General features: G+C 67.0%; 29 protein-coding genes. 13 read left to right on the top strand and 16 right to left on the bottom strand.

What is annotated here, in order from left to right; all coding sequences use genetic code 11:
• Nucleotides 1-229: 229 nt before the first annotated feature.
• Together HTUR_RS28420 and HTUR_RS06290 are read right to left on the bottom strand one after the other, a co-directional pair.
• The gene (locus HTUR_RS28420) at nucleotides 230-355 is read right to left on the bottom strand and encodes a hypothetical protein (protein ID WP_012942476.1); all 126 of its coding nucleotides are present in this window, start codon (nucleotides 353-355) and stop codon (nucleotides 230-232) included.
• Nucleotides 356-517: 162 nt separating this feature from the next.
• Nucleotides 518-733: a hypothetical protein gene (locus HTUR_RS06290; RefSeq protein WP_012942477.1), complete on the bottom strand. Its 216-nt coding sequence runs from the start codon at nucleotides 731-733 to the stop codon at nucleotides 518-520.
• 231 nt (nucleotides 734-964) lie between these two features.
• Between HTUR_RS06290 and HTUR_RS06295 the strand changes: the two genes are divergently transcribed.
• Entirely contained in the window at nucleotides 965-1,522 is a 558-nt protein-coding gene (locus HTUR_RS06295; protein ID WP_012942478.1) for a metal-dependent hydrolase, read from the top strand.
• A 131-nt stretch (nucleotides 1,523-1,653) separates the two neighbouring features.
• Here the strand turns inward: HTUR_RS06295 and HTUR_RS06300 are convergent, their stop codons facing one another.
• Together HTUR_RS06300 and HTUR_RS06305 are read right to left on the bottom strand one after the other, a co-directional pair.
• Nucleotides 1,654-2,190 (bottom strand): metal-dependent hydrolase, encoded by a 537-nt coding sequence (locus tag HTUR_RS06300; protein WP_226377486.1) that lies wholly within the window; start codon nucleotides 2,188-2,190, stop codon nucleotides 1,654-1,656.
• A gap of 5 nt (nucleotides 2,191-2,195) precedes the next feature.
• On the bottom strand, nucleotides 2,196-2,690 hold the full coding sequence (locus tag HTUR_RS06305; protein ID WP_012942480.1) for a hypothetical protein: 495 nt from the start codon (nucleotides 2,688-2,690) through the stop codon (nucleotides 2,196-2,198).
• Nucleotides 2,691-2,962: 272 nt separating this feature from the next.
• On the opposite strand from HTUR_RS06305, the gene HTUR_RS06315 reads away from it, so the two are divergent.
• Nucleotides 2,963-3,430 (top strand): hypothetical protein, encoded by a 468-nt coding sequence (locus tag HTUR_RS06315; RefSeq protein ID WP_012942481.1) that lies wholly within the window; start codon nucleotides 2,963-2,965, stop codon nucleotides 3,428-3,430.
• A 155-nt stretch (nucleotides 3,431-3,585) separates the two neighbouring features.
• Here the strand turns inward: HTUR_RS06315 and HTUR_RS27285 are convergent, their stop codons facing one another.
• Entirely contained in the window at nucleotides 3,586-3,756 is a 171-nt protein-coding gene (locus tag HTUR_RS27285; protein WP_012942482.1) for an HVO_0758 family zinc finger protein, read from the bottom strand.
• 158 nt (nucleotides 3,757-3,914) lie between these two features.
• Between HTUR_RS27285 and HTUR_RS06320 the strand changes: the two genes are divergently transcribed.
• From HTUR_RS06320 to HTUR_RS06330, 3 genes are all read left to right on the top strand, one after another.
• Nucleotides 3,915-5,036, top strand: a complete 1,122-nt coding sequence (locus HTUR_RS06320) for a glycosyl transferase family 2 (protein WP_012942483.1) — start codon at nucleotides 3,915-3,917, stop codon at nucleotides 5,034-5,036.
• 118 nt (nucleotides 5,037-5,154) lie between these two features.
• Nucleotides 5,155-5,634, top strand: a complete 480-nt coding sequence (locus HTUR_RS06325; RefSeq protein WP_012942484.1) for a DUF7109 family protein — start codon at nucleotides 5,155-5,157, stop codon at nucleotides 5,632-5,634.
• 154 nt (nucleotides 5,635-5,788) lie between these two features.
• Nucleotides 5,789-6,379 (top strand): NUDIX hydrolase, encoded by a 591-nt coding sequence (locus HTUR_RS06330; RefSeq protein WP_012942485.1) that lies wholly within the window; start codon nucleotides 5,789-5,791, stop codon nucleotides 6,377-6,379.
• Nucleotides 6,380-6,388: 9 nt separating this feature from the next.
• On the opposite strand, the gene HTUR_RS06335 is transcribed toward HTUR_RS06330, so the two are convergent.
• A complete protein-coding gene (locus HTUR_RS06335; protein ID WP_012942486.1) occupies nucleotides 6,389-7,075 on the bottom strand; it encodes a DUF502 domain-containing protein in 687 nt (228 codons plus the stop codon).
• Nucleotides 7,076-7,318: 243 nt separating this feature from the next.
• On the opposite strand from HTUR_RS06335, the gene HTUR_RS06340 reads away from it, so the two are divergent.
• Both HTUR_RS06340 and HTUR_RS06345 read left to right on the top strand, forming a co-directional pair.
• Nucleotides 7,319-8,098, top strand: a complete 780-nt coding sequence (locus HTUR_RS06340) for a DUF7388 family protein (RefSeq protein ID WP_012942487.1) — start codon at nucleotides 7,319-7,321, stop codon at nucleotides 8,096-8,098.
• 187 nt (nucleotides 8,099-8,285) lie between these two features.
• Entirely contained in the window at nucleotides 8,286-9,473 is a 1,188-nt protein-coding gene (locus tag HTUR_RS06345; protein WP_012942488.1) for an NAD(P)/FAD-dependent oxidoreductase, read from the top strand.
• 1 nt (nucleotide 9,474) lies between these two features.
• Here the strand turns inward: HTUR_RS06345 and HTUR_RS06350 are convergent, their stop codons facing one another.
• The 4 genes from HTUR_RS06350 to HTUR_RS06360 all read right to left on the bottom strand — a co-directional run bounded on the left by HTUR_RS06350 (nucleotide 9,475) and on the right by HTUR_RS06360 (nucleotide 11,412).
• Nucleotides 9,475-9,909 (bottom strand): Hsp20/alpha crystallin family protein, encoded by a 435-nt coding sequence (locus HTUR_RS06350; RefSeq protein ID WP_012942489.1) that lies wholly within the window; start codon nucleotides 9,907-9,909, stop codon nucleotides 9,475-9,477.
• A 166-nt stretch (nucleotides 9,910-10,075) separates the two neighbouring features.
• The gene (locus HTUR_RS27290; protein ID WP_012942490.1) at nucleotides 10,076-10,234 is read right to left on the bottom strand and encodes a DUF7559 family protein; all 159 of its coding nucleotides are present in this window, start codon (nucleotides 10,232-10,234) and stop codon (nucleotides 10,076-10,078) included.
• An 85-nt stretch (nucleotides 10,235-10,319) separates the two neighbouring features.
• On the bottom strand, nucleotides 10,320-11,048 hold the full coding sequence (locus HTUR_RS06355; RefSeq protein WP_012942491.1) for a DICT sensory domain-containing protein: 729 nt from the start codon (nucleotides 11,046-11,048) through the stop codon (nucleotides 10,320-10,322).
• Nucleotides 11,049-11,052: 4 nt separating this feature from the next.
• Nucleotides 11,053-11,412: a DUF7344 domain-containing protein gene (locus tag HTUR_RS06360; RefSeq protein WP_012942492.1), complete on the bottom strand. Its 360-nt coding sequence runs from the start codon at nucleotides 11,410-11,412 to the stop codon at nucleotides 11,053-11,055.
• Between the two features lie 182 nt (nucleotides 11,413-11,594).
• On the opposite strand from HTUR_RS06360, the gene HTUR_RS06365 reads away from it, so the two are divergent.
• The 3 genes from HTUR_RS06365 (at nucleotide 11,595) to HTUR_RS06375 (ending at nucleotide 15,520) form a co-directional block, all read left to right on the top strand.
• Nucleotides 11,595-13,322 carry a radical SAM protein gene (locus HTUR_RS06365; RefSeq protein ID WP_012942493.1) on the top strand — a complete coding sequence of 576 codons (1,728 nt, stop codon included), beginning with the start codon at nucleotides 11,595-11,597 and terminating at the stop codon, nucleotides 13,320-13,322.
• Nucleotides 13,323-13,484: 162 nt separating this feature from the next.
• Complete coding sequence (locus tag HTUR_RS06370; RefSeq protein WP_012942494.1) at nucleotides 13,485-13,886, top strand: TRAM domain-containing protein; 402 nt, start codon at nucleotides 13,485-13,487, stop codon at nucleotides 13,884-13,886.
• 815 nt (nucleotides 13,887-14,701) lie between these two features.
• Nucleotides 14,702-15,520, top strand: a complete 819-nt coding sequence (locus HTUR_RS06375) for a DUF7537 family lipoprotein (protein ID WP_012942496.1) — start codon at nucleotides 14,702-14,704, stop codon at nucleotides 15,518-15,520.
• A gap of 169 nt (nucleotides 15,521-15,689) precedes the next feature.
• Here HTUR_RS06375 and HTUR_RS06380 read toward each other — a convergent pair whose 3' ends face one another.
• The 4 genes from HTUR_RS06380 to HTUR_RS06395 form a co-directional block, all read right to left on the bottom strand.
• Entirely contained in the window at nucleotides 15,690-16,454 is a 765-nt protein-coding gene (locus tag HTUR_RS06380; protein ID WP_012942497.1) for a heptaprenylglyceryl phosphate synthase, read from the bottom strand.
• A gap of 78 nt (nucleotides 16,455-16,532) precedes the next feature.
• On the bottom strand, nucleotides 16,533-17,207 hold the full coding sequence (locus HTUR_RS06385) for a YkgJ family cysteine cluster protein (protein WP_012942498.1): 675 nt from the start codon (nucleotides 17,205-17,207) through the stop codon (nucleotides 16,533-16,535).
• 55 nt (nucleotides 17,208-17,262) lie between these two features.
• Nucleotides 17,263-18,051 carry an MBL fold metallo-hydrolase gene (locus HTUR_RS06390; RefSeq protein WP_012942499.1) on the bottom strand — a complete coding sequence of 263 codons (789 nt, stop codon included), beginning with the start codon at nucleotides 18,049-18,051 and terminating at the stop codon, nucleotides 17,263-17,265.
• 100 nt (nucleotides 18,052-18,151) lie between these two features.
• Entirely contained in the window at nucleotides 18,152-18,433 is a 282-nt protein-coding gene (locus tag HTUR_RS06395; protein WP_012942500.1) for a MarR family transcriptional regulator, read from the bottom strand.
• Between the two features lie 209 nt (nucleotides 18,434-18,642).
• Between HTUR_RS06395 and HTUR_RS06400 the strand changes: the two genes are divergently transcribed.
• Together HTUR_RS06400 and HTUR_RS06405 are read left to right on the top strand one after the other, a co-directional pair.
• Nucleotides 18,643-19,350, top strand: coding sequence for a class I SAM-dependent methyltransferase (locus HTUR_RS06400; RefSeq protein WP_012942501.1), 708 nt, complete (start codon nucleotides 18,643-18,645; stop codon nucleotides 19,348-19,350).
• Between the two features lie 81 nt (nucleotides 19,351-19,431).
• Entirely contained in the window at nucleotides 19,432-20,331 is a 900-nt protein-coding gene (locus HTUR_RS06405) for a glycosyltransferase family 2 protein (protein WP_012942502.1), read from the top strand.
• Nucleotides 20,332-20,376: 45 nt separating this feature from the next.
• On the opposite strand, the gene HTUR_RS06410 is transcribed toward HTUR_RS06405, so the two are convergent.
• Nucleotides 20,377-21,165 (bottom strand): enoyl-CoA hydratase/isomerase family protein, encoded by a 789-nt coding sequence (locus HTUR_RS06410; RefSeq protein WP_012942503.1) that lies wholly within the window; start codon nucleotides 21,163-21,165, stop codon nucleotides 20,377-20,379.
• Nucleotides 21,166-21,252: 87 nt separating this feature from the next.
• On the bottom strand, nucleotides 21,253-22,032 hold the full coding sequence (locus HTUR_RS06415; protein ID WP_012942504.1) for a DUF7839 domain-containing protein: 780 nt from the start codon (nucleotides 22,030-22,032) through the stop codon (nucleotides 21,253-21,255).
• Between the two features lie 139 nt (nucleotides 22,033-22,171).
• On the opposite strand from HTUR_RS06415, the gene artA reads away from it, so the two are divergent.
• Nucleotides 22,172-23,248 carry an archaeosortase A gene (gene artA / locus HTUR_RS06420; protein ID WP_049941637.1) on the top strand — a complete coding sequence of 359 codons (1,077 nt, stop codon included), beginning with the start codon at nucleotides 22,172-22,174 and terminating at the stop codon, nucleotides 23,246-23,248.
• Nucleotides 23,249-23,260 lie beyond the last annotated feature (12 nt).

Here is a 23,260-nt window from a genome sequence, read left to right on the forward strand (position 1 = left end):
CCGGTCGGATCAACGGTCGGGGTCAAAAACGTCAGTCAGACGGCTGTACGACGCGCGCGGCGGAACTGTCGAGCGATCGGACGCCCCGGACGATCACGAGCGGCACGCGGCCGCCGCTGCGGGTGAACGAGCCGTCGTGCGTCGACGGGACGGTCACCGCTCGTATCGCCGCTCGAGAGCTCGACTGGTCGGTACTCGAGGCGGAGATCGAGAATAGCGTCGTCCCGTCCTACGTCGCCTTCTCCCGTTTCCACGTGTGATCGCACAGGTTGCAGCCGTACTGGATGTGTCGCGCTCGCTCCTCGAGCCAGACGTCCGTTTCGCCGCAGTTCGGGCATGGCTCTGTAGCGGCCATATCCCGAGTACGACCGCGACCCGCTTCACGGTCACGCTGCCCATGCATGCCGGACACTGGTGCGGACCGCTGCCGAGACGGACCGACAACACCGAGAACGGACGCTCGAAAACGCCATCCGCTTCCAGCGCCGAGCCGCAAAGCGACGCGACTCGTCCTGACCTACTCGTCCCGCGACTCCGCAGAGAAATCACCGATGGAAGGTGTGGCGCTCTCGTTGGCATGGGCCGCGAACCGCGCGATGAGGTCGTCGACCGCGGGCGAGCCGCTCATCTGCGGGCTGTTCCGAGCCAGCGAGAGGCACATCAGTATCAGCTCGATTTCCTCGTCCGTGAACGCCAGTGATACGGTAGACTCCGTCTCCGTTTCCTCCTCCATATAGCGAACAGCTATAAGCAACACTCCCACTTAGCTTCCCGTAATCAGGTTTTTCTCACCACGAAGTGATCGAATCTGCAGGTCCGCGTCCGTTCGTTGATCCGCTGTCGTCGATGTCCTCAAGGCCCAGCGGTTCCAACGACGTCCTCGAGTCCTGTTCTCGAGCACCAATCCGCCCACTCGAGTCGCGGAGCGAAGTACCTTTACGCAGTTCGACGCAACCTCGAGACAATGTGGCCCTGGGGACACCTCGCCATCGCGTACCTGTGCTACTCGATCGCCCGATATCGACTCCGCGACCGCCCGCCGCGCGCGCTGCCGGTGATCGCGCTGGCGATCGGGTCGCAGTTCCCCGATCTGATCGATAAGCCGTTCGCGTGGTCGTTCGAGATCCTCCCCGGCGGACGGACGCTCACCCATTCCGTGTTCGTCGCCGCGTTGTTGCTCCCGTCCGTCTACCTCCTCGCGCGCCGATTCGACCGACCCGACGCCGGCGTCGCGTTCGTCGTCGGCCACGTCTCGCATCTGCTCGCGGACATCCCGCCGAACGCGATCCTCACGGCCGACGCGTCCCAGTTGACGTTCCTCGTCTGGCCGCTGCTCCCACCGCCGCCCTACGAGGAGGTCGACGGGATCCTCGCGGGCTTCCTGCGCTACTCGATGGGGTGGTACGAGTGGGCGCAACTCGGCCTCGCGCTCGTCGCTCTCCTCGTCTGGTATCGCGACGGACGGCCCGGGCTCGGCTACGTTCGCCGAAGCGTTACGATAATCACGCGAAAAACGGCGTAACGGACGCCCCACCGGAATCGAACCACCCGTCTACTAAATCGAACCGCTCTTCTACTCGACGTTCCACCGACCGCCGGCCCACGACCGACCACGAACCGAACCGTCTCCTCGAGTTCACTGCGCGAATCGAATCACCCGTCCGCCGGCATCGGCGACTCGCGTGACTCGCGCTCGAGCGACCGAGAGCGAGAGTGACGACGGACGACCGATCGAGCCGCGAGGGCCAGCAGGATCGCGACGGGGGCAACCCACCGATCCCGGCTGCTGTAGAACCCCGGGAAGACGACCTCGGCACTCGTGAGCGGCCAGAGGTACTGGTAGGTGCCCGCCGGCGGCACCAACAGGAGATCGAGAACCAAGTGCGACAGCGCCCCGAGCGCGAGCAGGAGCGCGACCGCCCGCCGGTACTCCGCGCGGACGGTCAGCGAGGCGATACAGATCACGACCGCCACGCCGCCGACCGAGTGCATCGGCCGCCAGGAGAACGACGCGCCGATCGCCGCTTCGACCGTCTCCGGCGGGACGACCCACTTCAGCCGATTCAGGTCGGGGAGCATCCCGCCGACCATCGCGACGGTCGCCAGCCGCGCCGTGATCCACGGGTACCGCACCGAGAGCAGCGTCGCGAGCGCGTAGGCGATCAGCACGTGTGTCAGACCGTCGGCCACGTCGATCACTCCCCGCTTCGCGCGACTCGAGTCGTCCCTGACGTCCCTCGATCGACCGGCTCCGCGGCGTCGCCGCCGAACGGCAGCCGACCGGTCGGCTCGAGCGAGAGCCGGCGGAGATCGACGCGCCAGCCGGCGAGCGCGCGGCCCGCGACTAGCGCGGCGCCGACGGCCGAGACCGCGTGGGCGTACGGGAGCCCCCCGATGCGGCGCTCCTCGCTTCGGTCGGCCGGCGCAATGAGGGCGTTCCCGAACTCGGACCCGACGGCGGACAGATCGGCGGTCGCCGCTCGATCGGCCGCCGACGGCCCGGCGTCGCGGTACGCCGCCCCGAGGTCGTAGTCGCCGCCGCCGAGGACGACGAGTTCGTTCGCGTCGCTCGAGTCGGCCGTCGGGACCGCTTCGAGGGACCAGCCGGCGCCACCCAGAACGAGCAATCCGAGGAGCCCGGTGGCCAGCGCCGCGATTCCGAGACCTCGAACGAGCGGACCGGTGTGCATACCCAACGGTTGGAACGACGCGGAGATAATGGTCAGCAGAATATTATGTCCTGAGTCGAACCGCGACTCGAGTCCCGTTTCGGCCCGCGACTCGAATCGTGAGGAGCGGGACAGTCAGGCCGTCCGTCGCCGACGAATTCGACTCCCCGTGTGCGGTCCGAACACGTCCGAACGCGATCGCTTCGGCCGCGTCCGGCCGCTTCGGAGACGAGACGAACGCGAAAATCACAAACAGATAAGTATCAACCGTCGAAAATAACTCGAGAGAGCGTATGAGTGGGGAACACGTTCAGGGAGGGGTCGTCGATCGGGGAATCGAAGACCTAGCCGCGACCGCGCTCGCCGGGCTCGCGGGCGGGGCGGGGTTCGGGGTCGCGCTGTACGCGTTCGGTCTGCTCGAGTCGGTCGGCATCCTCGTCGGACGGCCCGGACTGCTGTCGGGCCTCTCCGTCCTGCTGGTCGCCAGCGTCATCGGGGCGTTCGCGTATCGGCTGCTCGGTACGGTGAGCCACCTCGAGGAGGACGTGGCCGATCCGATCACGGGACTCACGCTCGGCGCGTGTTTCGGCCTCGCGGTCTGGGGTCTCGGCGTCGCGCTCGCGTTGCCGCTGTGGCTCAGACTGCTCGGCTGGACGCCGCCCGTCCCCTACCTCCACTGGCAGAGTCTCGTCGCGCTGCTGGTCTACGGCGTGCTGGTCGGACCGGCGTCTCCGCTCGCCGAACGGTACGTTCGGTTCTGACGACTCGCGAACTGACGCGACTCATCGCCGTCGTCACGTAGATCCGAAGCGACGCGGCGCGTCGCCGTTGTCGACGCGACCCAACGCGAGCGTCGCCACTCCTGACCAGCGGCCGAAGAAGGGACTCCGATTCGAGAGCGAGCGAGTCGGACCGTTCAGCGGATTTCCTTCCACTCGGCGTCGCACTCCGGACAGATGCGGATCGTCTTGATCTGGTCCGGGTCGTTTTCGGTCTTCAGGGCCTTCTCGCAGTCGCCACAGACGAGCCGGTCGTAGGTGTCCTTCTCGAGTTCGCCGTCGCGGAGTGCCTTCCGGACTGATTTCATGTTCCGCCCCTACGAACGTAGGGTAGAAAAAGACCGGTGCTTTATCGAGATCTGTGCCGTGACGTCCTGAGGGGGGCGATACTGTAATCTAGTGATCATGACCGGACGGTCTGGCCGGAGTCGTGGCCGTTTTACCGGTTCGCTCGAACACTCCACCGATGGAGTACGTTCAGGAGCGGATCGCGACGCTCCACGAGTTCGGCGGGACCGCCGGCCGCGACGGCGACCTCGCCCGCGCGGCCGCCGACGCCGTCGCAGAGACGGCCGTCGTCGTTCCGATGACCGCCCGCGAACACGAGAACCCCGCCGCCGAACGCGTTCTCTCGGAACTCGAGTCCCTCGACCCCTCCCCGGCCGCCGTCTTCGTTCCCGTCCGCGCCGACGCCAACGAGATCGACTCCTTTCGCGGCTGGCTCGAGTCGTTCGCGCTGCCGATCCGCGTCCTGTGGTGTAACTCGCCCCGAGTCGACGCCCTGCTGGCCGACGCGGGGCTGGACGGCGAGTTCGGCAAGGGCCGGGACGTCTGGCTCGCGCTCGGGCCCGCCGCCGACGCCGGCGAGTACGTCGTCGTCCACGACGCCGACGCCAGGAGCTACGAGGCCGGCCACGTCCCGCGCCTGCTCGCCCCGCTGACGATGGACTACGCCTTCTCGAAGGGGTACTACGCCCGCGTCGAGGACGGCCGACTCTACGGGCGGCTCTTCCGGCTGTTCTACGCGCCGCTCGTTCGCGCGCTCGCTGACCGCCACGACGCGCCAATCCTCGACTACCTCCGGGCCTTCCGGTACCCGCTGGCCGGCGAGTTCGCCGCCACGGCCGCCCTCGCCCGTCGGCTCCGCGCGCCGCGGGCCTGGGGCCTCGAGGTCGGAACCCTCGGCGACGCCTTCGACGCGGCCGGCTTCGACGGCGCCGCGCAGGTCGACCTCGGGCGCCACGAACACGACCACCGCGCGGTCGCCGGCGAGACCGGCCTCGAGGGAATGAGCCGCGAGGTGGCCGGAGAGCTGCTGCGCGTCGTCGAGGAGCGCGGCGTCGACCCCGACTACGAGACCCTCCAGGAGCGGTACCTCGCGGCCGGCGAGCGGCTGATCGAGCAGTACCGCGCCGACGCGGCGTTCAACGGGCTCACCTACGATTCCGCGGCCGAACGGGACCAGCTCGCCCGCTACGCCGGCTCGATCGCGCCGCCCGACCCCGACCGCCGGCTGCCGCCGTGGACGGACGCGCCGGTGACGCCCGAGGCGATCGTCTCGGCCACGCTGGCGATCCGCAACGCCTAACGCATCGACGGATCCACGACGCGCCCCCAGCGCTCGAGTCCGACGCCGCCGTCGGCGACCGCGGGCGACGATGCCGGTGACCGCAACGCTAATCCGACCTTCGTCCGTCGTGGCGTGTATGGACGCGACTGCGGACGAACTGGCGGGCGTCGTCGACCTCTTCGGCGGGCTGACCCGCGCGGAACTCGAGCGGGCGCTCTCCGAGGCGGCGTTCCGGGCGGACGGCCAGTCCGTCGACGAGGCGGCCCTCGAGACGGCGATCGAGGACGCCCTCGAGTCGTTCGCGCTCATTCGTCACGAGCAGACCGTCGACGGCGAGCGCCGGTCGCTGCTGGTCGCCGGGCCGACGGCGTTCCCGTCGGTGCCGGACCACGCCGAGGACGTCCCGCACATCCTCGACGTCGACCGGCGGCGGCTGGACCGTGAGGCACTCGGCGAGACGGCCCGCGAGCAGTTCACCGACGCCGTCGAGGCGGCCGAAGCGGCCGACGACGAGGACCGGATCCGACACCTGATCGACGTCAGCTACGACGTCGAGGCCTGGTCCCCGGTCGAACTCGCGGCCGAACGGGAGCGACTGGAAGCCGCCCTCGAGTGAGTCCGTGCCGTCGACGGCACGCGACCGACGGACCGCGAACCGAAACGGAGATTCCGATCGGGACCGATGGTCCGACATCGACAGCGACCTCGCGGCTCCGTGTCCGATCGACCGCCGCCGCGGGGTCGCGGAACGAAGGTGAGCGTACCCCCGTATGTCACAGCCGACGATGAACCTCGAGCCGGTCGCCGACCACGCGCCCCTCGAGATCGACGACCAGGAACGCGACGCGGCCGTCCTCGCGCCGATCATCGAGCGCGGCGGCGAGGACCACCTGCTCTTCACGCGGCGGGCCGACCACCTCGGCGAGCACCCCGGCCAGATGAGCTTTCCCGGCGGCGGCGCCGAACCGTTCGACGACTCCATTCTCGACACCGCGCTCCGCGAGGCCAACGAGGAGATCGGGCTCCGATCCGACGAGGTCGAGATCGTCGGCCGACTCGACGATATCCGAACGATTACGGAGTACGCCGTCACGCCGTTCGTCGGTCGCGTCCCCGACCGCGAGTACGTCGGCGACGGCCACGAGGTCGCCGAGATCGTCGTCCTCCCGCTGTCCGGCCTGCTCGATCCGGACAACTACGAGTACGAACGGCGCGACCACCCCTACTACGGCGACATCGTCATCCACTACTTCCACGTCGACGGCTACACCGTCTGGGGGGCGACCGGGCGCATCCTCGTCCAGCTGCTCGAGTTGACGACCGACTTCGAACCGCCCGAGCGGGTCGAACGCTCGCAGTGAGAGACGCTCTTACTGATCGCCCTCGCGCGTCCCGTCGGACTCGAGTTGCCCGACGACGGTCAGCGACGTGTCCTCGAGGTCCTCGGCGGTATCCGCGTCGCCGAAGCCGCCGCTGACCACCCGCGTGAGCGCTTCCTCGAGCGTCTCGTCGAGTTCAGTGAAATCGTCGGGCGAGACCTCGAGGACGTAGCCCGACGAGATGTTCGGCGACGTCGGGAGAAAGAGGGTCGCGCGGCCGTCGGGCGTCCGCTGGCCGGTCTTGAACGCGGTCATCCAGACGCCGTCCCAGGTCTCGACCCTGACCGGCGTCTGGAGGGTCTCGCCCGCGCCGAACGTCGTCTCGGTGGCGGTCTTCGAGGCGTTGTAGACGACGCGGATGACCGGCACCCGATTCGCGACGTAGTCGACGACCCCCTCCAAGATGCCGCCGGTCGTGGTGTCCGTCATCTGCCCGATGACGTACATCGCGAGGGCGAGGAACCCGACGAACGTTGCGACCCGGAGGAAGCCGGCGAGCCGGGCGCGCGCGTACTCGCCGAGTCCGGGCACGATCGCCTCGAGGGTCTCCGCGTTGAGCAGGAGTCCCGGCGTCACGCCCGCGATGAACGAGTAGAGGTAGTAAGCGAGGTACAGCGTCACGAGGACGGGGCCGACGACGATGAGGCCACGTCCGAAATCCCCCTTGACCGAACTCATGTGGCCGCGATCACGGTCGATGGCAGGGCGCCCTCCTATGAGTAGATTGTGGACTCGAGATAGCGGAAACCGCGTCGTTCGGCGATCGAAGCCGGTCGCTGCCGGCGCCGGTCCGGAACGCCAGCTTTTTGCGCGCCGGCCGCACAGCACGTCTATATCCGCGTCGACAGTTCGACGTCCCGACCGTCGTTGCTCGAGGTTTCGGGCCCGTCGGGACCGCCGCGTCGCGCGAAGTGAGCACCTATGTTGACCACGAGCACCGTCACCCGTGCCGGACTGGACGCGATCGCGCTGAAACCCGCGGAGTGTGACGTCTCGGACGGCGCGTCGCTCCCGGTCGAGACGATCGCGATCGACTACGAGGGCCGCGAGCACCTGCCCGCCCCAGAGACGCTCGCTTCCCTCTCGGAGGAGACCGACGTCCTGGTGACGACGCCCGTCCGCGCCGACGGCTTCGATCCGCTGGGCGACGACTCGCTGACCGCCGAACTCCCCGACGCCGTCGGGCGAGTCCTCGTCGCGGGCCACCCCGCCTACCTCACCGCCGAGGAACGCGAGCGGGCCGTCGCGCCGCGACTCGGCGCCGCCCTCGAGACCGATCCCGACGCCTGGGTCGGCACCGAGAGCGTCGAACGGATCGCGATGGCGACCGGCGCGACCCAGTACGAACTGCTCTCGCGGACGACCGAGCGCGACCTGCAGGCGTTACGGGCGGCCGGCTTCGACGGCGAGATCTCCGTCTACGCCCCGACGGTGCTCACCGAGGACGACGACGCCGTGCTCAACGCCGTCGGCGCCTACGTCGCCCGCCGCCGCCCGGTCACGCGAGCCCTCCCCGAGGACGCCCCGACCGACGCGACCGCGACCAGCCGCGCTCGAGACGTGTTGCTCGAGGCGGCCACCGACTACGCGCTCGTCGGCGCTCCCGACGAGGTGCGCGCCCGGATCGACGCCCTGCACGAGGCCGGCGCGACGACGATCGTCGGCTACCCCGCGCGGGGCCTCGAGCTATTCCTCGACTAACTGCCGGTCCTCGCGTACCCGATTCCGAAACGGCGTCCCGAGGGCCAGAAACCGACTTCCGTTGGCGACCGTCGATCACACAGGGTAAGTATCAGCCAGCCCCAGTGTCCGCCATGACGAGTTTCGGTGACGCGATCGACGCTCGAGGACAGCGCCGCGCCCGCGAGCTCCCGGCGCGTGATCGGCCATGACCGACATCGACGACGATCCGGAGATCGCGGTCGGCGCCGACGCCTTCACCCAACAGGGCGCCGGCCTCGAGGTCGCCGTCGTCGGCGGCGGCGCCGTCGGCGCGACGACGGCCTACGACCTCGCCCGCGAGGGCGCCGACGTGACCCTCTATGAGAAGGACCGAATCGCGAGCGGCTCGAGCGGCCGGGCGGCGGGAATCTGTTACGACGCCTTCGCGGACCCCCTCGACGCCGAGATCGCCAGCGACGCGATCGAACGCTTTCGGGCGCTCTCGGGCGACGAAACCTTCCCCTTTGCCGAGTGTCCCTACGTCTGGCTCGCCCGCGAGGGCGATACGGACCGCGCAGACGCCATCCGCGACCAGGTCGAGCGGATGCAGGAAAACGGCGTCGTTGCCCTCGAGGCCGACGGCGACGCGCTCGCGGACCGCTTCGACGCGCTGCGAACCGACGACGTCGCCGTCGCGGGCATTGCCGGCGCGGCAGGCTATACCGACCCCGCGAAGTACACCGCCTGTCTGGCCGCCGCGGCCGACGGTGCGGGCGCGACGCTCGCCCCCGGGACGCCGGTCGACGTCGAAATTGACCCCGCGCGAGTCGTCCTCGAGGACGGCACCGAACCCGAGGTCGACGCGGTGGTCGTGGCCGCCGGAGCCCACACGAAGTCCCTCCTCGCGGACGCCGGGCTCTCGATCGCGATGAAACCCTACCGCGTGCAGGCGCTGATCGCCGACGCCGACGTCGACGAACCGATGTGTTACGACGCGAGCGAGTCGTTCTATCTGCGGCCCCATCCCGACGGCCTCCTCGCGGGCGACGGCACGGAGTACGTCGAGGGCGACCCCGACGACTACGACCGCGACGCGGATCCCGACTTCGCCGACGACCTGCTCGAGCGCGTTCGCCACCGGCTTCCCGACGCCGACCTCGACCTCGAGCGGACCTGGGCCGGCCTCTGTACGGCGACGCCCGACCGCGACCCGCTGGTCGGCGAACTCGAGGACGGGATCTACGTCGCGACGGGGTTCCAGGGCCACGGCTTCATGCGCGCGCCGGCGATCGGACAGCGACTCGCAGAACAGGTGGTGGGCGGGGAAGGAATCGACGCGTTCGATCCGACCCGGTTCGACGGCGACGAGTCGTTCGAGATCGTCGACGGAATGGCAGTCGAGTCAGAGACGTAAGTCAGTCGTCGGCGGTGAGTTCGCCCGGTTCGGTGGCGTCGGTCGCGTCGCCGTCGACGGCGACGTCTTTCGGGATATCGATCCGCAGCGTGCCGGCTTCGGTCAGCGTCGCCGTCCCCGAGTCGGCGTCGACGACCGCGTCGTCGGGTAGCTCCGCTTCGCCGTTGAGTTCCATTCCGCGACCAGGGAACCGCATCTCGTAGCCCTCGTGGTACTGGCGGAAGCGATCGATCTGGATCTTGACATTTCCGCCGAGATACCGAACCTGGACGTCGTCGGGTTCGGCGCCCGGCGCGTCGAAGACGACCCGGTAGGCGGTCTCGGTTTCGAGCACGTCGACGGGGAGCGTGCGGTGATTCTGGACGTGTCCGTTCGCGCGACCGACCTGTCGGTAGAGGACGCTGCCGACTGATTTCCGGAGGTCACTCAGACCCACGGTGGTTCACCTCCGGGAGCGCTCGGCGCGGCGATGGGGACCTGGACGTACGTCAAAGACATGGCTCACCAACGGGTACACGATCGGCATTCATATCTCTTTTGATGGTTCAAAATAAACGTCAGACGGCGACGGGGTCGACCGTTGCTGGCGGGCACCCGTCACGCTACAGTTCGACCCGCTCGAGGCAGTCCGTCCCCCCGCAGGCCGGACAGGCGAGGTCGGTCACCTCGAGGTCGTCGGGGACGTCGTACGTGTAGTGGTTCTCGAAAATGTCGAGAAAGCAATCCTCCGCGGTACAGACGATCTCCTCGGTCGGTGGCATACCCGATACTAGCGTTACGACGACCATCAACGTCGGGGTTGCGGCACTACGGCACGGACGCCGTCGGGTTCGCGACGAACGCCGATTACGGGTCGCCCAACGACCCGAGATACGCGACGATCTCGTCGATTCGCTCCGGGTCGTACGTCCAGAACCCGTAGTACTGACCGGGATCGCGCTCTTCGGCGAGCAGTCCGCACTTGTTCAGATCGCTTCCGCCGCCGTCGAAGATCACGAACCAGAACGCTCCGATCTCACCGCTGGCGGTCGATACGACGTCGATCCCGTCGGCGATCGGCTCCTCGTACTCGTCCTCGACGAAGATCGTGATATCGAGCGTCCGCTCCCGACCCAGTCGTTCGTAGATCGAGCGTTGGGAGGCGAGGGCCGATGCGTTCTGGAAGCCGACGAAGAGCGCGCCGGCGTCGGTTCGCCACGCGCGCTCTTCGATCTCGCGGCTCGCAGCCAGCATCTGACGTCGATTGTACGAGGTGAACAGCGTGTTGTCGAGGAACTCGAAGAGGTCGGCGTAGTCGACGTCGGCGTTCTCGAGCGCCCACGGCGGGTGGATCTCCGGGGAGAGCAGGGTTCGGAAGTGTTCGATACCGATGGCGCCGCGGAACTCGCGATCCCCGTCCCGGATGATCGCGAAGCCGCGATCGGCTACCGCCGGAGTCGACCGTCGGACCACGCGAACGTTTCGGCTCGAGAACTGCCGCTCGAACTCCGCCGCGACCCGGTCTACGTCCGTGTGCACTTCGAGGATCTGCTCCCGCGCTTCGATCTCGTCGAGTTGATCGCGAAGGCCGTTCATGGTATCACGCGTTCCGCAGTAATTCGCGGATGACGGCGGGAATATCGCCTCGCTCGACGGTTCGCGTCTCGCTGTCGAACTCGAGGTAACCGGCCGCGTCGAGTTTCGGAAGTACGAGGTGATACAGGCGAACGCGTATCTCTTCGCGGTCTCCGGGTGTCGCGATAGCGCCCGACTCGGTCGCCGCCAGTCCGGTCGCCGTATCCGCGAGCGCGTCGAGGGTCGCAGTCGATTCGTCCGAGAGGTGGTACAGTACGTACCGCGCGTACCGATCCGAGAGCACGTCCAGGAGAACGTCCGGAGAGGCGTCGCTCTCCATCGCTTCGACCGCCTCGAGGACGTCCCGCAGACGCTCTTCGTCCATTGACAATAACTACCACTTCGCGAAGTGAAATAGCTGATCCAACGTCGCTTCCCGGAGTTAAACGAAAGATAGTACGTTCCCTGCGCCGGTATTTCGCCGGTGGGAGGCGGGATCCGACGCCCGAATCGATCCGTGACGACCGTGTAGTCACCGTTTTACCCATCGAGGCGCTACCGCTCGGTATGATCGACCCCGAGACGCTGTCGGTGACGATCGTCGACGGCTACGTCGACGAGCCCGCACACTTCGGGGTGCCGCCGTACATCTCGACGTACCCCCGCTACGCGGCGGGAGCGCTCGTCGACGCGGGGGTCCCCCGCGAACAGATTACGTACCACACGATCGATCGGCTCCGCGACGAGCCCGACTACTGGCGGGACGTCGACGAGGCCGACCTCATGATCTACCTGGGCGGGATGACCGTCCCCGGGAAGTACGTCGGCGGCACGCCCGCCGAGCCCGACGAGGTCCGCAAACTCGCCTGGACCGCCGACGGAACGAGCCTGATGGGCGGCCCCGTCAAGTTCGGCGTCGGCGACGAGAACGCCGGCGCCACGGAGACCGAACGCCAGGACCTGGACTTCGATTTCGTCGCCAAGGGCGACGTCGAGGCCGCCGTCCACGACCTCGTCGAGAGCGGCCTCGAGGGATTCAACAACCGGATGCGCGATATCGACGAGGTCTCGCGGTGGGCCCAAGAGGGCGCCTTTATCGTCGAGCAACACCCCAACCATCCGGATCACCTCATCGCGGAACTCGAGACCTCCCGCGGCTGTGCCTATCGCTGTTCGTTCTGTACGGAGCCGCTGTACGGCAACCCCTCTTTCCGGCCGCCGCCGACGGTCGTCGGCGAGGTCGACGCCCTCTCCGATTTCGGCGTCAAACACTTCCGAATCGGTCGCCAGGCCGACATCCTCGCCTACGGCGGCGACGGCGAGGCGCCGAATCCGGACGCCCTCAGACAGCTCTACAGCGGCATCCGCGAGGTCGCGCCCGACCTCGAGACGCTGCATCTGGACAACATGAATCCGATCACGATCGTCAACTGGCCCGAACAGAGCCGGGAGGGGATCCGGATCATCGCCGAGCACAACACGCCCGGCGACACCGCTGCCTTCGGCCTCGAGTCGGCCGACCCCGTCGTTCAGGAGGAGAACAATTTGAACGTGAGTGCGGAGGAGTGCTTCGAGGCAGTGCGGATCGTCAACGAGGAAGCCGGCTGGCGTCCGGGCGAAGATCCCGCCGACGCTCCCACCTTCGGCGACGACGCCCCGCGTCGGCTGCCCAAGCTCCTGCCCGGGATCAACCTGCTGCACGGGCTCAAGGGCGAGCGCGAGGAGACCTACGAGCGCAACCGCGAGTTCCTCCAACGGGTCTACGACGAGGGCTACATGCTCCGGCGGATCAACATCCGGCAGGTGATGTCCTTCGCCGGCACCGACATGAGCGATACAGGCGCCGAGATCGCAAACGAGCACAAACAGCTGTTCAAGCGGTACAAGACGCAGGTTCGCGAGGAGATCGACAATCCGATGCTCAAGCGGGTCGCTCCGCGGGGGACCGTCCTGCCCGACGTCCACCTCGAGTACCACCAGGACGGGAAGACCTTCGGCCGCCAACTGGGCACCTACCCGCTGCTGGTCGGCATCCCCGGCGAGCGCGAACTCGGGCGAACCATCGACGTCGCGGTCGTCGACCACGGTTACCGCTCCGTCACCGGCGTTCCCCACCCGCTGGATATCAACGGCGCCTCGATGGACGAACTCACCGCGATCCCGGGTATCGGCGACAGTACCGCCGGCGACATCGTCGTCAACCGGCCCTACGACTCCGTGACCGACGCCGATCTCGGAGGCGAGGTCGACCTCGAGGGGTTCGCGACGACCCGAGCGCTCGAGGGCGCGGACTGACCGCGCTCCGAATCACCCCGTTGTGACGGCTCGTCGACTGACGACTGCTCAAGAATCAAGGGTGTTCGACCACGTTTTTCCACCGCTGTCCCTGCAAATAACGGCCCGCGGTCGGTAGTTCTATTATGGAGGCGCTTCAGAGGTGAAATTGAGGGTCTACCTGTGGAAATATCTGAAAAACTCCTGTGTCTGTTCAGTGCGGACGTCTCGGCAGAGGAGGACCGATACGTAATCGAGGTACCGCGTCAAGAAGTCGAAACCGGCGACATCGACCCGGAGGAAGTCTACCGCGTCGCGCTCATTTCACGCGAGGAGGACGACGCCGAGGAGACGACGGCACAGCCACAGACGGCGCCGTCGGAACCGCAGCCACCGGTCGACGTCGGCGAAACACGCTACGTCGAAATCGAGGACATCGGCAAACAGGGCGACGGGATCGCTCGTGTCGAACGCGGCTACGTCATCATCGTCCCCGGTGCCGACGTCGGCGAACGCGTCAAGGTCGAAGTCTCGGAGGTCAAGTCCAACTTCGCCGTCGGCGAGATCATCGAAGAGACGTTCTAACAACGAAGTTTTTTCGCGGGGACATCGGCTGGCGTCGAAGACGCCAGCCTCAATCCCCGCGAAAAAACTTCGATGAAAAAATACCGAGCGCGCCGCATGCTGGCGCTCGCTCGCGATTGCAAGTAGTCCGTCTGCGGTGGCGCGTGCTGTCGGTCCGGCCGAGCGAAGCGAGGTGCAACCGGAGGGAGCACCTCGAATGCGAACGGGGAACGAAGTGACCCGTGACCGAAAGCGAGGACGGCCGATGACAGCGCGCGAGGCCGTCGCGAATAGTGCGAGACCGGGGTCTCGCATACCATGCAAACGGGCCGTAAGAGGCGGTTTCATCGCCTCGAATTCGCGGCGCTGCGCGCCGCACATGGCCCGTGAGCAGACGTAGCGAGTGACGGCTTGGAAGACGCTTTGCGTCTTCCTGTGGATGAGCGAGCGCTGCGAGCGTTAGCGCGGGACTTCTGGTCCCGCGAACCATCCGAACGGGTGCTTCGCACCCGTGAGGAGAAATCGGTTGGGGAGGGTGCGGCAATTCCCTGCCGGCACGACAGCAGAATACTCGAGTTTGACCCTGTCGAAATCCTATTAGTTCAACGCTTTTGCAGCCGGAACAGCCGTTGGGTCGGTGTGCAAATTCGACGCTGCTACTTCCATCAGCTATCAGTGATGTTGGTAAAGCGGTTCTGAATCTAAGGCGCATATTCTGCAGACAGTCGGGGGTGGCTCTCCTGAGAGCCACGACACCGAGTTACGGTGGCAGCGATCCTATCTGACCGTTGGAATCTCCCCGTAGAGTTAAATGTAGTGTGATTGAACAGTATCCTATGCGTGCGTCTCCACTCTCAGTGATCGCCGTCGTCGCCCTGCTGGTCCTCTCGGGGTGTGTTGGACTTCCGAACGCGGGGGAGAACCAGCCGCCGCCAGACGTGTCCCCCGACGAGTTCCCGAACGCGTCGGAGATCGATCAGTCGGTGTTCGACACCCACGCGACCGAGATGGGGAACACGAGTTTCACGCTCACGTTCGAGCAAAACCGGACGGACCGCAATCCTTCAGTCCTAGAGGATGATTTCAGTCACATGAACGACACGAGCCGGACTCTCGTCGAGCCTGACGCCTCACAGTACCTCGAACACACCACCGGCTACTTTTCGGGGAACGGTTCCACCTACTCAAACGGAAGTACGGAGTACGTGCTGTCGCGGGAGAACGACTGGACGGAGGTGAGAAAGCTCTCCCCCGTGTCAATGTTCAACGAGTCGGGCGAGTATTATCTCTGGCGCGGAGTATTCAACAACGACAGCGACCTCGGGTACGATTTCGCTGCGATTGACGCCACCTACGAGCGCGAGGGCGTCGAGTGGTTCCAGGGCGTTCCGGTGATGCGGTACGAGGCCACCGGCGTCGACGCACTGCCCGACCGGTGGGCGGGGGGCGAGAACGCGAGTTCGAACTTCGAGGAGTTCTCCGCGACGCTCCTGCTTGATGAAGACGGCGTCATCCGCCACTACGAGTACACGTTCGAGAAACCTCCCGAACACCGTTCTCGGCTGCGGTTTTCGCGGGCGTACACCCTGTCCGACGTGGGGAGCACTGACGTCGAGAAACCGGACTGGGTGGCGAACGCGACGGCGGGGTCGTAACGACTCGGCTCGATACCGACCGGGTCGCCCGGTTGATCAATCCATCTTCTGGATCTAACAACCAGCTTCGCTAGTCCTGATGAGAGCTGAGGACTTCAACAGAACCTCCAGTTTCCGTTCAGTCTCGTTCGGTTTGCGTACGCAGCGGACGACTATTCTGCACCGACTGCTACTCCGGGATCGTCTCGAGGAACGTCTCCGGATCGTCGTGGAAACAGTCGCCGACGACGATGGCATCCGCGCCAGCCTCGAGGATCTCGGTCGCTTTCTCGCGGCTGTCGATCCCGCCGCCGTAGAACAGTGCCGTCTCCTCGAGGTAGCGCGCGGCGGCTTCGACGTCCGCGGGGCCGCCGTAGGTGCCCGAGTACTCGATGTAGAAGATCGGAAAGCCGTAGAAGGTCTCCGTCGCCAGCGCCGCGCCGGCGACCTGCTCGGGCGAGTACGTCGCCTCGACGCCGGAGGTCGCCGCCGCCGTGGACTCGAGGTGCTGGATCACGTACCCCTCCCCGATGACGTTCGTGGCGAGGTCCGCGACGGCGTCGGCCCCCTTCGAGGAAATGAGGTCACCGACGACCGGCAGGCTCGCGCCGAGGACGGCCTCGGGTTTGCGGCCGACCTCGGTGAAGAGGTCGACGTGTTTCCCCACGAAGTGCTCCCGATCGCCGTTGTAGACCGCCGGCACGGACAGGTAGTCCGCCGCCTCGATCGTCGATTTGGAGACGTGACTCGAACTGTACGGTTCCTGGAAGACGGGGAGCGACGGAACGGCGTCGTCGATCGCCGCGATCGCCTCGAGCGTGTTGGTCTCGGTGACGTCGTCGGAACCGCCGACGAGCACCAGGTCGGTCCCCTCGAGCGCGCCGAGATCCGACGGAAGCGGCTTCGCCGGATCGACTTTCGTCACGTGAGTGATCCCGTCCCAATCGATGTCCATGCCGGTCCCTTCGAACAACCGGGTCAATTTCCTATCGGTTCGCGCCGGACGACGAGCGGGCGATCGCGGCGACCGCGCTCACTCCTCGAGGGGCGTCCCGTCGATCCGTTTGGCACCCTCCGAATCGTGGACGACCACTTCGCCGGGGTCGGGACCGGCGGGCGCGTACTCGTCCCGGACGGCGATGGCCTCCTCGAGTTCCCGGACGGCGCGTTCCTTCAGCGCGCGGGCCAGCTCCTCGGCGTCCGCGCGGGAGATGTCCCGCCCCAGCCCCTCGCACTCGTGAGCGCGGACGACGCCCTCCTCGTCGACCGCTTCGCCCATCGGCTGACTGGTCCCCGCGAGCGCGACGCTGAAGGGGTAGGTCCGACAGATCAGCGGGCGGTCGTCGTGGGCGACACAGGCCCCGGTCCCCGACTCGTCCTCCTCGTAGAAGGTACAGTCGCCGCAGTCGTCGGTCTGGAGTGCCCACTCGAAGGTCTCGCCCTCGAGGTCGCCGGCCTCGGTCTCCGAGAGCCCGTACGGCATCGGCCGGGCGACGTCGCGCCAGTCGTAGTCTCCCTCGTATTCATCACTCTCCTCGAGTTCCCGTACCTCGTCGGGAAAGACGGTCGCCGTGTGGTCGTCCTCGTCTTCGCCCTTACAGCAGGCGCCACAGCGGGTACACTCGAAGCCGATCGATTCGATGGCGTCCGCGAGGTCGTCGATGTCCAGCGCGCGGGCCTCCTCGAGTTCGGCTTCGAGCGATTGCACACCCGAGTGTCGTCGCCGGTGCGGAAAAGTCAGTCGCTCGGCGCCGACCGAGCGATCACTCCCTCACGGGCGCCGCGCGCTCGCCGTCCCACTCGAGGCGCCTCTCCACGGCGAGTTTCTCGAGGTGGGCGCGGACCGTCGTCCGGGCCAGATCGCGCACCCCGGAGAGGTCCTTCTCGTAGGCCGCCTCGAGGATTTCCTCGAGCGTGTCGGCGCCGCCCTCGACCGCTGCGAGCACCGTCCGTTCCCGGCGCTGTCGGTGAGTCAGGAGTCGTTCCAGCGTCTCCCGTGGGGCGTCGATCGCGGGCCCGTGGCCGGGGTAGAGCGACGGCGGGTCCATCGCCCACAGTCGTCGCAGCGTCGTCACGTACGCGCGCATGTCGCCCTCGGGCGCGCCCACGACGACGCTGCCCTCGCGGACGGCGCAGTCGCCACAGCAGATCGGACCGCCGCGGCCGGCCTCGAGGGCGACGTGGTCGGGCGCGTGCCCGGGCGCGTCGAGAACCCGGACGCGGTCGTCGCCGAGTGGAATCGTCGTTCCGGGTGCCAGCGTCCGATCCGGTTCGCAGCCGGTCGCGTCGCGAAAGCGGTCCGTACGTCCGTATCGCGCCCAGACGGTCGCGTCCGTCTCGTCGGCGTACGCGGCGACGGCGCCGACGTGGTCGGGATGCGTGTGCGTGACGAGAACGTGGTCGACGCCGCGGTCGGAAACGAGATCGTCGAGGTCGTCGCTCCGCGCCGCGGGATCGACGAGTACGGCCGGATCCTCTCCGAGAAGGTAGGCGTTGGTCTCCCCAGTCGGGGCGCGCGTCGCGACCGGAACGGCACAACGAGTAACGTCCATACCTCGAGCAACTCAGCGGTCGAAAAAGTGTGTATCGACGGATCGGACCGGACGGCCCACCCCACTCCCACCCCGGGAGCTGCGGACCGGGTCGCCGCCGTCAGTGCTTGAGGAAGTAGACCTGCTTGCGGGCGTCGCGGAAGCTGTATCGGGAGCCGACGAGGTCGACGTCCTCGAGTCGGTTGAGCGCGTAGCGGACGGTGCGGTCGGGCAGCAACGATTCCTCGGCGAGTTGCCCCTGCGAGAGCGGCGAATCGGTTTCCAGCACTTTCGCGACGAGCTTCGCGCTCGGCGGCAGATCGCGGAGGCGATCGCGGTATTCGTCCTCCGACAGGGTCTCTTCGGCGGCGGCGCCTCGGTCCTCGGCTGTACTCGTGCTCATATCTATGCCAGCGGAATCGGTGGTGGTAAAGCTTCCCTATATGTAGATACGAACAGTCCAGTTTGTATAAGGGGTATGAATGGTGTATTAACACAGCAAAGGGATCGCGGAATCGTGGGATTCGGTTCGGCTCCGATCGGGACCGTTGTCCCGGTCATCGATAGACTCCAGTATCGTTTTATCCTCCCGCTTCTGTAGTTCCGCCCAGTGTGAAAGGACAGGAGTGGTACCAAGCCGACGACGTCGCCGAGGAGTACGACGACAAGCGCTTCTCCCGGGGCGGTCAGCTGATCGACCGTCGGGAGAAGGAAGCAGTCCTCGAGGCGATCATGCCCGTCGAGGACCGGAATATCCTCGAAATCGCCTGTGGTACCGGGCGGTTTACCGTGATGCTCGCTCAGCAGGGCGCCGACGTCGTAGGACTCGATATCTCGGCGGCGATGTTACAGCAAGGACGGGAGAAAACGAAGGACGCGGCCCTCGAGGGAACCATAGAGTTCCTTCGCGGAGACGCGGGCCGACTCCCGTTTCCGGACGATCACTTCGATACCGTCATCGCGATGCGGTTTTTCCACCTCGCGGACGATCCGAAGGCCTTCTTAGAAGAGATGCGACGGGTCTCCCGAGATCAGATCGTCTTCGACACGTTCAACCGATTCAGTGCGCGCAGCATCTACAACTGGGCGCTGCCGATGGGGTCGCGGCTCTACTCGAAGAGCGAAGTGGCCGTCCTCCTGGCGAAGACGAACCTGACACTGGAGGACGTCGAGGACGACTTTATCGCCCCCTACGGACTCTACCGGTCGATTCCCAACGAGCTCGCGACGCCGATCCGGACGCTCGACGAACTGATCGGATCGCTGCCGGTGACCGACCACCTCGCGTCGGTCTCCTACTGGAACACCCGCGTCCGGTAACCGAACGCCTGTCCGCTGGCCGCGAGCCGCTCACAGCGGCGAACCCCGTATTTTTACTATCGATGGTCGCTACTACCGCGTATGGAGCTCTCGGTAGTGGTATCGACGCTCAACGACCGAGAGCGATTACTCTCGTGTCTCGACGCGCTCTCCGAGCGGACGCCGTCCGCGACGGAGATCATCGTCGTCAACGGTCCCTCTTCCGACGGAACGACCGGCGTCGTCCGCGACCGCTCGGACGTCGACGTCCTCGTCGAGATTTCCGAACGGAATCTGAACGTCTCGCGCAACGCCGGCCTCCGCGCCGCGACGGGCGACGTCATCGCCTTCCTCGACGGGGAGTACACGATCGAGTACAGCTGGTACGACGCCGTCGAGCGCGCGATCGCCGACGGGACCGACGTCGTCACTGGCCCCGTGACCGGCGGGGAGACCAAGTACGATCTCCAGAATCCGCGCACCGTCGCCGGGCGCAGCGTCACCCACTTCGACGGGAACAACGTCGCCTTCGATCGGACCGTCCTCGAGGCCTTAGACGGCTTCGACGAGTACCTCGAGGTCGGCGGCGAACGCGACTGCGCCCACCGCGTGGCCGGCCTCGGCTTCGAAACCGAGTGGGACGCGGGGATGGCCGCCAGATGCGAGGTCGGCACCGACGGCGGGCAAACCGACCGCGACTGGGGGGACACCTACCGCTCCCGATCGTATCGACTCGCGAAGAACTACGGCGTGCGGCCGACGACGGTCGGCCGGATCGTCGGGAGCGCCCTCCGCGACGGGACCGCCGGCGTTCGGGACATCGTCACCGGGGACGCGACGCCGACCGACTGGGTCGGAAACGGGACCGACGTCGTCGCCAACGCCGCCGGCGGACTCCGCGACGGACTGCGAGCCCGCTGGGCTGATCGATCGTCTCAGCGGAACCCGAACGGGTTGTCCAAACGCCACGACAGAGCGGTGCGGGTCTACGACCGGCGGTAGTTTTCGGCCCGTTCACGCCGGACGTCCCCGACCACCGGGTGTCGATCATTCGCCGCGAAACTCCGGCTCGCGGTCCTCGAGACGAGCCTCGAACCCCTCTCGGTAGTCGCGGGTGTCGTCGAGTTCGTAGGCCAACTGGCGTTCGTACTCTAGTCCCCGCTCGAGTGGCATCTCGAGGGCGGCATTGAGTGCTTGCTTCGCCTGTCGCAGGCCCAGCGGGGCATTCTCGCAGAGATCGTCGGCGAACGCCTTCGCGCGCTCATCGACGGTCCCGGCGTCGACGACCTCGTGGACCAGCCCCATCTCGGCAGCGTCCTCCGGGTCGACGAACTCCCCGGTGAGGACGATCTCCTTGGCCTTCGAGAGCCCCACGAGACGCGGCAGACGTTGCGTACCGCCCGCGTGCGGGAACGTGCCGAGTTGCACCTCGAGCAGGCCGTACTTCGCCTCGCGGCCGATGACCCGGAAGTCACAGGGCAGCGTGAGTTCGAACGCCCCCGCGGGCGCGGCGCGTTTGATCCCGGCGACGACGGGCTGCCGAGTCGTCTCGATGGTCTCGAGGACCTCGGGGAAGACGTCCCGATCGATCTCGGCGTCGGGTTCGACTCGATCGCGCATCATCTCTAAGTCCATGCCGGCACAGAAGACGGGGCCCTCGCCGAGCAGCGTCACCGCGCGAACGTCGTCGTCGGCGTCGACCGTCTCGAAGGCCTCGATCAGGTCTCGCATGAGCGGGACGGTCATCGCGTTGCGCTTGTCCGGGCGGGAAAGGTAGACGTCCGCTCGAGTGCCGTTCCAGTCGATGGCCGCGAGTCCGCTGCCGACGGATTCCATGCTCGTGGTATCTAGTACCACGCTCTTAACGGTGGGGAATTCAGAGAAATCGCTCGCGATCGTCCGCTCTGCCGATCGCCGCCTGGCTCAGCCCTCGAGGACCTCGTAGGAGACGTCTGCGTCCCGGAGCGTGTCGGTGACGCGGCCGACCTCGTCGGTCGTGACGATCGCGGTCACCTCGAGGCCCCGTTCGGCTCCCTCGGCGGCGGTCTCGCCGGCCGCGAACGGCACCGCGGGATCCGCGCCGGCCTGCCGGCAGGCGACGACGGCCTCGACGCCGGCGGCCACGACCAGCTCGGCCGCCTCGCAGTGTTCGGCGACGAGGTCGGAGTCGACCGCCCGGCTCCCGCCGCTGCGGACCGCGGGCACCTGCAGGACGGTGACCGAGCCCGGCTCTAAGTCCATCACGCCCTCGAAGCTCGTGACGCCGACGTCGGTGCCCGCCTCGGCGTCGGTTGTCGCGACGCCGGTCGCCGGCCCCTCGTTGCCGGGTTTCGCGTGGAGCAGCCCGTCCTCGACGAACAGCGTGACGGTGTCGCCCTCCGCGATGTCGTCGGTCGCGAGGTACGCCGCCTCGCTCATTGCGTCCAGGACGTCGCCGGTCACGTGGTCGGCGAACCGACGGATGTCGTCGGCGGTCCGAAACAGCCAGTCGACGCCTTCCGGCGTGACGCGATAGCGCGACCGGCCTTCCTTCTCGACGAGGTCGTCGTCGACGAGTTCGCGGATGTACTCGCTGACGGCCTGACTCGTCACGCCGACTTCCTCGGCGATCTCACCCTGGCTGACCGCGGGCTGGCGCTCGGCGATCTGGACGAGGATCCGAAACCGCGTCGCGGCCCGCTTGTTGTCGAGGACGTCGACCATACACCTCTACTTTCGCGAGGGAACCAAAAAGGGACGCGGTCGCCGACGATCAGCGACACGTGCTGAGGTAGCCGGCGACTCCCTCGAGAAACCGAGGCGTCAAGTTGATAGCGGGCGCGTCCTTCAGTCTGGCATGACTATGCCGTCCGTAACCGCCGCGACCGAGGTAGCGTCGGTCGTCGGCTACGACCTCGTCGGTTCGGCGACGCTCTCGCCCGTACTGGCCGCGGCCGAGGGAACCACCTCGTCCTCGTCGGGCCTGCTGGCGTGGGTCGCGATCGGCGCGTTCCTCGGGGCGTTACTCCTCGCCCACCAGGGGTACCGCGAACCGGCGCGCTATCTCGGCGCGGGGGCCTGGATCGCCTTCGGCGTCTTCTGGCTAACGATGGTGCCCTACTACTACGGCGAGGCCCAGAGCCCGCTCAAGACGATCCTCGGGCTGCTCGCCTTGCCGCTGTGTCTCTACACCGGCTACCTCCTCTGGGCGGGCCGGGACTCGCTGCTGATCCTCACGAAGGCCGTCGCCTGCATGGGGCTGATCTACTTACCGGTCGAGACGATCCCGTTCGTCAAGACCTGGCTGATCGAGACGACCGCGGCCCAGACCCACTTCGGGATGGAACTGCTCGGCCACAGCCCCGGCCTGATCGAGGGCAGCAACGGCTACGTGAGCAAGTTCGACTTTGATCCCGACGAGACGGTGACCGGCCGGACGACCTACATCGTCCTCGCCTGTACCGGCATCGGCAGCATGGCCATCTTCGGCGGGCTGATCGCCGCCGTCAGCGCGCCGTTGAAGCGCAAGGTCACCGCCTTCGCGCTGGCCGTCGGCGTGATCTGGTTCCTCAACCTCGTGCGCAACGTCTTCATCGGCCTCGCCTCGCCGTGGGGCTGGTTCCAGCAGGACTGGCTCGTCTCGTTCATGACGACCTACATGGGCGCCGAGGCCAGCCGCGTCTCCTTCCTCGTCGCGCACAACTACATCGCCCAGTCGCTGTCGATCGTCGCCCTCGTCGGGATCACCTACCTCGTCGTCAAGATCCTCCCCGAGATCCTCAAACCGCTCGAGGAGGCCCTGTTCGTCCTCACGGGCACCGAGTACGACCTCTTCGAGGCGCTGGCGCCGACGGAGGCGCCCGCCCGAACGGACGGCGGGTCCGACGGAAACCCGGCTGATTCAGACCGGGAACAGACTGATCCCGGCCGAGAGCGATAACCACCTGCCCCA

This window comes from Haloterrigena turkmenica DSM 5511, assembly GCF_000025325.1.
GTDB classification, from domain to species: Archaea; Halobacteriota; Halobacteria; order Halobacteriales; family Natrialbaceae; genus Haloterrigena; species Haloterrigena turkmenica.